Annotated in this window: 6 protein-coding genes; 3 read left to right on the top strand and 3 right to left on the bottom strand. The window is 41.0% G+C overall.

From position 1 onward, the window contains the following. Positions 1-464 precede the first annotated feature (464 nt). Positions 465-1,205 carry a hypothetical protein gene (locus ACFFAP_RS31370; protein ID WP_375514873.1) on the bottom strand — a complete coding sequence of 247 codons (741 nt, stop codon included), beginning with the start codon at positions 1,203-1,205 and terminating at the stop codon, positions 465-467. Positions 1,206-1,576: 371 nt separating this feature from the next. Then, complete coding sequence (locus ACFFAP_RS31365; protein WP_375514872.1) at positions 1,577-3,505, bottom strand: alpha-amylase family glycosyl hydrolase; 1,929 nt, start codon at positions 3,503-3,505, stop codon at positions 1,577-1,579. A 378-nt stretch (positions 3,506-3,883) separates the two neighbouring features. On the opposite strand from ACFFAP_RS31365, the gene ACFFAP_RS31360 reads away from it, so the two are divergent. Beyond that, a complete protein-coding gene (locus ACFFAP_RS31360) occupies positions 3,884-4,087 on the top strand; it encodes a hypothetical protein (RefSeq protein WP_375514871.1) in 204 nt (67 codons plus the stop codon). Positions 4,088-4,299: 212 nt separating this feature from the next. Then, positions 4,300-5,346, top strand: a complete 1,047-nt coding sequence (locus tag ACFFAP_RS31355; protein WP_375514870.1) for a hypothetical protein — start codon at positions 4,300-4,302, stop codon at positions 5,344-5,346. 459 nt (positions 5,347-5,805) lie between these two features. Here the strand turns inward: ACFFAP_RS31355 and ACFFAP_RS31350 are convergent, their stop codons facing one another. Then, positions 5,806-6,624 carry a carbonic anhydrase gene (locus ACFFAP_RS31350; protein ID WP_375514869.1) on the bottom strand — a complete coding sequence of 273 codons (819 nt, stop codon included), beginning with the start codon at positions 6,622-6,624 and terminating at the stop codon, positions 5,806-5,808. Between the two features lie 736 nt (positions 6,625-7,360). On the opposite strand from ACFFAP_RS31350, the gene ACFFAP_RS31345 reads away from it, so the two are divergent. After that, positions 7,361-9,190, top strand: a complete 1,830-nt coding sequence (locus tag ACFFAP_RS31345) for a protein kinase (protein WP_375514868.1) — start codon at positions 7,361-7,363, stop codon at positions 9,188-9,190. Positions 9,191-9,316: the final 126 nt, after the last annotated feature.

Genomic DNA, 9,316 nt, shown 5'->3' with positions numbered 1-9,316 from the left:
TTGACTACTAAACGTGTCATCGCTATTAAAGTCAAAAGGCATTGACTTTTCTCCTTTTACAAAATAATTAGGATTTGCTGTTTATTAGCCTGTTAATTGCATTATAGCTGCTACTTACCTTTTTTTATAGGACTCCTATTTGATTGTTGAAAAAACTCTGTACATCTGAAGAGTAGCAAAATCAAAGGTAATGTGTCGAATAAACCACTCAAACATCCATTTTAAATGAGAGAACGAAGAGTTATCATTGTCTACTCTTACACTTGTACACTTAGCCGTATTTTCTCATAATTTCTTCCAAAAAATAAATAGAATTTCTATATATGCGGTGGAAAAGCTGAACAATAATTTGGCAATCGTTGTCTGAATCAAATAAGTAGCTGAGACATTCACCAATCGATGTGACAGTATTACACGGTGGAATCTCTTGAGAAAAACTTTTCGATTTACAGAAATTATTATTTTTATTGCCTCCTTACAGAAATTGTGTAACTAGGCAGATGTGAGGCATCTGTTTGAGTTTTCACAAGTCGCCAGTCATTATCTATATATAAATGCTCAAACACTTGAGAAGTTGCTAAAGATGTTTTTTTTAATTCATTAGCATGATTTATCTCTAAACTTTCTAATTTTAGAGCTTTAGGTAAAGGCAATTTTGACGTGTTCAATTTGACTTTAGTGTTAACTACATTGGTAAACCAATTGTAGACTGATTCTAAAGTTAGAGGGATTTCTCTATTTGTAAAAGCCTGAAATCTATCAATGTTTTGAAGATCCCATTTACCATTTTTAATTCCATATTTTTGGATCACCATGAAATCATAAGCTGGTAATCTTGATTGAAAGTTCTCGGATAAAGACGGCTCTTTTCCCATTATATAGCGAGCTACACTGGCACAGTAACCATCATGCTGGAAAATTTGGAAGGACTGCTCTTGTATTCTTTTCGGTAAACTTTCATGAAACGATATGGTAGACCAGATTGGTGTCCAAACACCCACTAAAAGCCGTAATTGCTCCGTAACGCTGAAAACAGGATTGTGTTGGCTCAACTTTATAAAATAGGGAAGTAATTCAGTTTTATAAAAATTTATTTCGTCGTTTAAAGCTTCTGGATTTCGACCTTGAACTCGTGCCAAAATTTCCTTTTTAAATTTTAGTTTTTTTGGAGCATTTAATTGATTTTTCAGTAAGAGGTCGAACATTACTATTTACTTTTTCTGATTTTTTTAGATGACTTGATTGGTAAGTATTAAAAACTGGTGAGTTTAGCGCTCATAAAGGTATCATCAATTCTTTTATTCTGTAAAAATTAGAGCCTTTTTGCCCTTATTTTTAACAGTTATTGAATGTTTATCTGCTTGATATTACTTATTTTTACTTAAAAAATGGTGTGATCCAGATCACTGTCAACTAAAATATATTGAAGAAACATTTAAAAATCAGGGTATTGCATACATAGACGTCTAGCGGCTGACCTGACCGCAGGGTACAAGAAGCGCTATAAATTGACAAACAATGAAATGCGAAAGATGAAAATTTTGCTCCTTCACACTTCATTGTTTATCTGAAATTTCTATGATTCTCTTCCCGATGCCCAGGTATCACGCCATTTTACTGTGCCTTCTTTGGCAATTACCCAGCGACGATTTACCAGATTTTCCCGCAGAGGCGATCGCCCTTCCCGCCACATGGCATATTTGTAAGCTATGAGATTTCCGGCACTCTCATTAAAGGGAATTTCAGCAAACCAAGTATTAGTGTTGATGTACTCTAAGGGATACGCTTTGCTGATATCCCAATTACCCAACTCTGGACAGTCTCCCATGACAACGATGGTTTCACCTGGTTGGGTCTCCACGCCGTTGAGTTGTACCCGTACTATAGTCTGAGCTTTAATCCGCTCTCCAACGTGGCTCAAAACAATCACTCCCCGTTCTTGGAGTTGCCAATCATAAATTTTCCCGTCTTTGACCTGATATTTGTTGCGAGTCACTATACAGGTATGTTCCCCATCGGGCAATTCTGTTTCTATTTCTGGTAAGGTGACTTCTCCTCCCCGGTTTAAAGCTACAAAACACACGGAGTCACGGTAACGGCGTACATAGCAGTAAATGTCGGGTGTTAAGTGTTTTTGCCAGTGGCTACCCATTGACACAGCTGGATTGAGTCGGCGTAAGCCAGACAACAGCCTGATGCAACGATAAATCTCACTCTCAGTATCCCAACTTTCCATCATTGGGCGGTTGTACGGGTCGTTACCGCCATCGGTGTCGTTATGCAGATATTGTTCTGTGCCGTAGTAAATGCAGGGAATACCGCGACAGGTCATAATTAAAGCGATCGCAACCTTCAGCATCGCTGGGTCGGGGTTCAGCGATTGGAAGCGGGACATATCATGGTTATCGATGAAGGTAACTAACTCTGTTGCCCCGTTGTAGCGATAATCCTGGTCAAAAATATATTGAATTGTTTGGAATCCCATTTCTGAACCTTGCGCTAGTGCGGCTCGAATTGCCACGCACAACCCAAAGTCTAGAAGTGTCATGCCTGAGTGGTTAACAAATTCCACTGAGAGTTCGTCACTAGGATTACTGTAAATCCACTCACCAAAAATAAATACATCTGGTTTATGATTGCTCATATCGCCAGTGAATTCTTGCCAAAACCAGATGGGCATGTGCTTGACAGTATCCACCCGCAGTGCATCTACACCCCGGTCTAGCCATTGTTTAATTGCTGACTTGATATACTCCCGATATTCAGTATTGTTCTCATTGAAGGTTGCTAGACCAGATAATTCACAGTTCTGTACTTGCCAATCGTCTTCCCAGTTTTGGACTTCACCATAGTGGTGATACCAATTATTAGCATCATCATTGAAGTCAGCAATTTTGACGCCATCATCATACAATTCACCTTTACTACCGCTAGTATCAGGTGTGCTATGGTTGCAGACAATATCTAGCACTAGCTTCATGTTGCGCTTGTGCAGTTCTGTAATTAACCGATCAAAGGTCGTATTTTTTTCTTCTTGGGTGGCGTTTAAAGAAGGGTTATCTCCGTCAGCAATGTAGCGAGGATTGAGCCGTTTAAAGTCTTTTGTCCAATAGCCATGTATCGCTGCATTGCCAACAAATAATTCTTCAACCTGCTCGAACAGTGGAGTTAGCCAAAGGGCAGTAACTCCCATGTTTTTCAGATAATCTAATTTATCGATGACACCTTGCAAGTCGCCACCCCAATACTTACCCCAATCTTGTCTATTTGGATCGTACAGTTCTGAGTTTTCACCTTCGCTGTTATCTGGATCGCCATCATAAAAGCGATCGACTACGAGAAAATAAATTGTTTCCTGACGAAACTCAATATCTCTGGTGTAAAGGAACTCTAGAGCAATCTCAATATCTAACTGCGATTCTTGTATAAGAGCTTCTACATTTTCCTTTGCAGGATCTACTTTATATTGATCTGGTGAAAACTGGGATGGTGGGGTCTGTACCATAAAACAACTCAAAATTTCGTGTAATTCAGACTTGTAGAACCAACAGTACAACGTTTCGAGTATTGTGTGTTACTACAAACTTTGGTATTGTGACATCCTGCCCACGGTGTAAGTATCTATCGCTAGCTAGTTTATAATTCTATCGATAGATATAATTCATTTGCTAGAGGATAAATCCAAGAGAATATAGCAGTTATTAATAGTAATTGCTTGATCACAAAAATTTACAATATTTAGTCAAAGTCACCTGCGGTAAATATTAAGCCTAGCTAGTGTTTAAGTGTATATTCGACAACAGATTTTAGAACACCTTAACTCTTTGGGTGTGAAACCAGAATTTGCACTGCAAAGTCACTACTTGGTTAATAACCCAGTGGAATGCAAACTCGCTCAAGTTTGCCTGTCAATTACTACCATCTGAAAGACGCGATCAGCAGTCATTTGGATTACTATGAAAACCTGGACAAGGTTGAAATGAAATATCAGGCATCCTGGGGAAACCAAGGACACCAAGGTTACTGGGTAGATTCAAGTTTTTACGAAAATATCGCCGATCGCTTCGGAGTATATATCAAATTATGATATGGGAAGTCAAGAGCCTGTGGAGTTGGATTACACCAAGGTTTAATTAGCGCCGGAGATTAGCTGTCAACAAGGTTTTGTTACACCTGAGCAATATTGAGTAAAACATGTATTAGCCAACTTTTTCTCTAGAAGATTCGCTCCATTGGTAAACTGACCATTGTCACTTTCAATCTGTTATGACTATCAAAGAATTAATTTAGGTAGCAATTATGACCAAATATGACAAGGTTTTTAACTCACCAAAGACATCAGAGGAATCACTAAGCCCAGAGGAAGCGGTGGCGGCGATCGCAACTGTCACTGCGATCGCTGATTCATTGATTGAAGATGTCGATGCAGAAAGTTTAGCGGGTATCCTCTGGGAATTCGAGGTTTTCGAGGAATACTCAGAAGATGAAATCACAGAAATTGTTGATAGACTCATCTCCATTGCAGAAGAAGAGGGAATTGGGCCGCTGTTTAATACCGCCAAAGTATCTCTTTCAGATGAATTAGTGCTGGATGGTTTTGCTGCTGGGGTGATAGTGCTTTTAGACGATGAACTCACCATCCCGAAATCGAAACAAGCCTATCTCAAAAAGCTACAAGCAGCCTTGGAACTTGAGGATGAAGAAGCAGAGGAAATCATTAAGGAGGTAATTGCAGCCTTTAAGGAAGCAGAAGAAGAATATGCAGACGACGAAGATGAGACAGTAGTCATAGAAGATTTTAGCGAACAGACATATCAATCTCCTTTAGGTAATTTTACCGTGCCGATTCCCGTTGATCCGCAGCAGGGCGGTAGAATTCAAAGCCAGGAAGGAGTAGTTGGTTTTTCCGATGACATCGGTACTCTGCTGAGAATCGATTATTATCCTTTCCCTTTGGAACAGTTAGAGGAATTGGAGTCTGTTGGACAAGAAGAATATTTACAAACAATCTTAGTAGACAAGTATGTACCCCAGGCGATTTTTGCCAATGTACCAGACGCTTCTGTGGAGTATACCGAATATCTGGCAGACACTTTGCGAGGCGCTTACTACGTGTTAATCGATATGCCCAAAGGTTCCACGATTTCTAAGCAAGAAAATAATGGAACTGCGATCAGATTAGATGCGTACCGGGGGCTACTCACCTTTATCAGTGGTGAATTTTTGTATATAGTTAGTAGTCAGCACAGCTTTCTTGACGGCGAAACTCCCGATTCCGTTGAAGAAGAAGCTGAAGACATCAAGGAGAGTATTTTAGAGTTTGTTAAGACTATAGAGTTTGTTTAGGTAGCTGTAAACCTTAGTTAATTTGTTCAAACTTTAGTAATTCTAGCAATATTGCTCAAATCACAGATGCGATCGCATCTGTGATTTCCATCCCTTTTTGATGGTGACGTTTATTAACTGGAGTTTAGGGAACGCAAATCAAATGGAATTACCGATTAAAAATACTCTCAAGTCAGTCTCAAAATATCCGTGACCTTTAACAAGTGTGTATTACATTTGTCTTAATACAACACTACAATAACGATCATCTGCAAAAAGCGATCGCTGTTAACCTTCGCTTTTTGCTCAAATTATACAGTTAGTTGCAGCATATTAGGAGTATTGTATAAACCTACCAATTTCCTAACTGCGCTGCTGACTTAGCGCTTTCGTTATCTAACTATCTTTTCATATTTCAAGGCTTAAGTTATTAAATTTGCTCTGTGACAGTTTGAGAGGGATTTTCCATACTCTACATTTTTACTTTGTTGTCGAGCCTCGATAAATTCGCTCCATTTGCTCTGGAGAAAGCACTGTCATTGGAAACCATCTATCTGTGGAAACAGGGAGTTCCTGGGAGGATTGAAACGCCCGTTGTTGAGTTTTAGTGAAATGTATTTCCACATTGCTAGTTAAAGGTGGGCTAAGTAACGTCTCATCTATCTCCGATGGGAGAAGCTGATTTTGAGGCAAGACATAGGCGTGCTTTTCTGGATCGTATGCCAAAATTTCTCCTGTCTCGATTTGATAAATCCAAGCATAAATACTGAGTTGCCCTTTGTGGAGCTTAGAGTGAATCACCGGATAAGTCCGTAAGTTTTCGATTTGGGTGAGTACATTCTCAGCAATAATTACTTCTAAGAGTTCTTCCCCTTCGTAGTGGCTATAATTATCTTTTACCAGCCGTCGGGTTGCCTCTGCATACTTGAGCCAGTCATGTACAAGCGGCATTTCTATCCGCAAGCTGTCTAACTTCATTAACCCTTTCATAGCACCACAATGCGAGTGACCACAGACAATAATTTGTTGAATATCTAATGCTTGAACAGCATATTCAATTGTTGCCCCTTCACCGCCATTAGTCGCACCAAATGGTGGAATAATGTTGCCTGCATTGCGGATAACAAACAATTCACCTAACCCGGCTTGTGTTATCAGGTTTGGATCGATACGCGAATCGGAACAAGTAATAAATAATACTCTGGGCTTTTGACCATGAGAAAGTTGTTCAAACAGTTCTTCATTGGCGGAAAAATAACTACTTTGGAATTCGCGCAAGCCCTTAATCAATTTTTTCATAGGAGTACCTAAATGAACAAGTAATACTTGAAATATAAACAGATTGACTCAATTGATCGGCTCTTGCCATCGCACTATCAACTTAGTCAAAGGGTGAAATTCGTTGTTGTATCGTTTAAGCAGTCTTGACAAACTACCCTCTCTGGCGGCAGTTTTAATGTGAAATCAATTTGCAATTAGTAATAAATTTGGTATTTTTCTCCTTCCACTCATCTAATTTCCCATTCCCCATTCTATATTTGCACAAACAATCCCCTACTGCGGAAATTTTGCCAACAGCTTTTTAATAGACCTCTTGCATAAGTCGAACAGACCCCCCTTAATCCCCCCGATATATTGGGGAAAACTTGAAATCTTGTCCCCTCCCCGATGTATTGGGGAGGGGTGATTCAAGGATTTTTGCAAGAGGTCTAATGATTTATCTGCTTTTGCCGGGTCATCCCCCCAGCACGACAGCTAGTACTCGAAGCTTAGGTTTTCTCTCAAAATCTCAGCCATCTTGAGTTTTTCCAGTCTTCTAGCCCGTAATGCAGACGTAAAAGCGATGTCTACGACGGGCTACGCCTATGCTATATGAATTTACGCCATCCGTTCCCTATAAACTATTGGGAACAGATAGCGTTTTCAATCCAGTATCCATAACTCATCAACTCATGTGATGTACATTTGGAAAGGGCGATGTCTGACGACAAGCCCAGAGGCGAAATGTCTCCGGTGTCTACGCTTGTGATTTTTCATGACTTTAACCCTGCTAAACAATCGCTATCAAGTTATCCAGGTAATCGGCGCTGGTGGGTTTGGCGAAACCTTTCTGGCAGAAGATGTCCACATGCCTTCTCGCCGTCGCTGTGTAATCAAGCAACTAAAACCGATAACCAATAATGACCCGCAAGCCTACCAACTTATCCAGCAACGGTTTGAACGCGAAGCAGCAACCTTGGAGTTTTTGGGTGAAAGTAGTAACCAAATTCCGAAACTCTACGCCTACTTTTCTGAGAACGGGCAATTTTACCTCGTCCAAGAATGGATTCACGGTCAAACTTTGACACAAATTGTCGAAGCCAAAGGATTTGAGAGTGAAACTGCTGTTCGGCAAATTCTCTTGAGCCTGCTTTGGGTTTTAGATTATGTCCACAGCAAAGGCATTATTCACCGGGATATCAAGCCTGAGAATATAATTCTCCGTTCTCTTGATGGCAAGCCAGTTTTGATTGATTTTGGTGCAGTCAAAGAAACAATCCGTTCAGTGGTCAGGTCTCCAGGATACCCCACGCGATCGCTCGTCATTGGTACACCTGGGTATATGCCTAGCGAACAAGCCGTTGGCCGCCCAGTTTACGCCACTGATATCTACAGCTTGGGCTTAACGGCGATTTATCTGCTGACTGGTAAACACCCGCAAGAACTACCAACTGATCTCAAAACTGGGGAAATACTTTGGCTTCAGTTCGCCCCTAACGTCTCTTCCCAATTGGCGGGGGTACTCAATCAAGCAATTAAGCCTCATGCTGGCGATCGCTACAGCACTGCTAGTAAAATGCTACACGCCTTGCAGTCTGCTGCAAATGCTCCCACAGTTAGTTTTTCTCCCACTGCTACATGGACTCGACAAACACAGCCATTGTATTCACCGCAAAAAAATTCTGCGATCGCACCGTCTGACTCTGGTGGAAACTGGCAAAAACCTGCTGTGATTGTTGGTAGTTTGCTGATAGGCGGCTTGCTTGGTGCAGTAGCAATTTCTAATATCACTCGTCAGCAACAACCAGAAACAACCATTGCCACAAGTCCCACCCAATCGCCAGAATCTTTGCCCACTCCTGCATCTACTTCACCGCCCGTTTCGTCCCAAACTTCTCCAGTCCCAGTTGTACCGACCTCACCAGCACGACGGCGAGTAATTCCCAATCCTTTGCCTACCTTTAATCCCCCAGTTGTATCTACACCACAGCCAGAAAAGGAACCTGTAACTTCAGATACTTCAGCGCCAGTAGTATCTACACCACAGCCAGAACCAGAGAATGAGGCGATGCCTGCTTTGGGCAATGCCAGCCCAGTTCCCACACCAGAAATGCGTTCCACGCCACAGAAGAAGCCGCGTAGTAAATTAGCTGCCACTACCAGCAGGCAAAGCGTTCCCGCGTTCCCTACAGGTACACCAAGAAACATCGTAGAAGCTACCCTCGGCAAACCAAATCAAGATTTAAGAGGCGCATGGGGCAAGACTCGTGCTGTCGTTTACAAACTAGTGCCAGACAAAATTGACCTTGGCTACTTATTTGATCGAAATTCTAAAGTGCTGCGTCAAACTGAGGTATCTTTTGCCGAATCGGTAGATCCACAGGTAATGGAGACTACCTTGAATGGAATGTTAGATGGGCAAGCCACTGAAGAAATAAAGCAGGGACTCAAACAAGTACAACAGCGTCAATCTGATAATTTTAGTTTTAATAATGGCTCAGTTAAGGGTCAGATTATCCGCCAAGAATGTGATTTTATTTACATCAGCATTTGGGATGAAAATTTACATGATTTTGTGAGTCCATCTACAGCCAAAAGGTGTTAATTTCCTGGTAAACATTGTCCTCAAAATTTGGATTTTTGTATCCTATAAGACAGATTCAAGATTCAATATAGTTAGTCATTAGTCACTTGTACTGAGCGTATCGCTAAAGCGAAAGCTCCGCTAACG

Origin of the sequence: uncultured Nostoc sp., from assembly GCF_964245575.1 — a bacterium.
Classification (GTDB): Bacteria; Cyanobacteriota; Cyanobacteriia; order Cyanobacteriales; family Nostocaceae; genus Nostoc.
Note: the sequence above shows the minus strand (reverse complement) of the source record. Positions and strands in the feature narration are given on the sequence as shown.

What these genes read in the sequence shown, in the direction of transcription:
- ACFFAP_RS31360 (WP_375514871.1), top strand. Translation starts at nt 3,884, where the DNA reads ATGCAAACTCGCTCAAGTTTGCCTGTCAATTACTACCATCTGAAAGAC.
- ACFFAP_RS31355 (WP_375514870.1), top strand. Translation starts at nt 4,300, where the DNA reads ATGACCAAATATGACAAGGTTTTTAACTCACCAAAGACATCAGAGGAA.
- ACFFAP_RS31345 (WP_375514868.1), top strand. Translation starts at nt 7,361, where the DNA reads ATGACTTTAACCCTGCTAAACAATCGCTATCAAGTTATCCAGGTAATC.
- ACFFAP_RS31350 (WP_375514869.1), bottom strand. Translation starts at nt 6,624, where the DNA reads ATGAAAAAATTGATTAAGGGCTTGCGCGAATTCCAAAGTAGTTATTTT.
- ACFFAP_RS31365 (WP_375514872.1), bottom strand. Translation starts at nt 3,505, where the DNA reads ATGGTACAGACCCCACCATCCCAGTTTTCACCAGATCAATATAAAGTA.
- ACFFAP_RS31370 (WP_375514873.1), bottom strand. Translation starts at nt 1,205, where the DNA reads ATGTTCGACCTCTTACTGAAAAATCAATTAAATGCTCCAAAAAAACTA.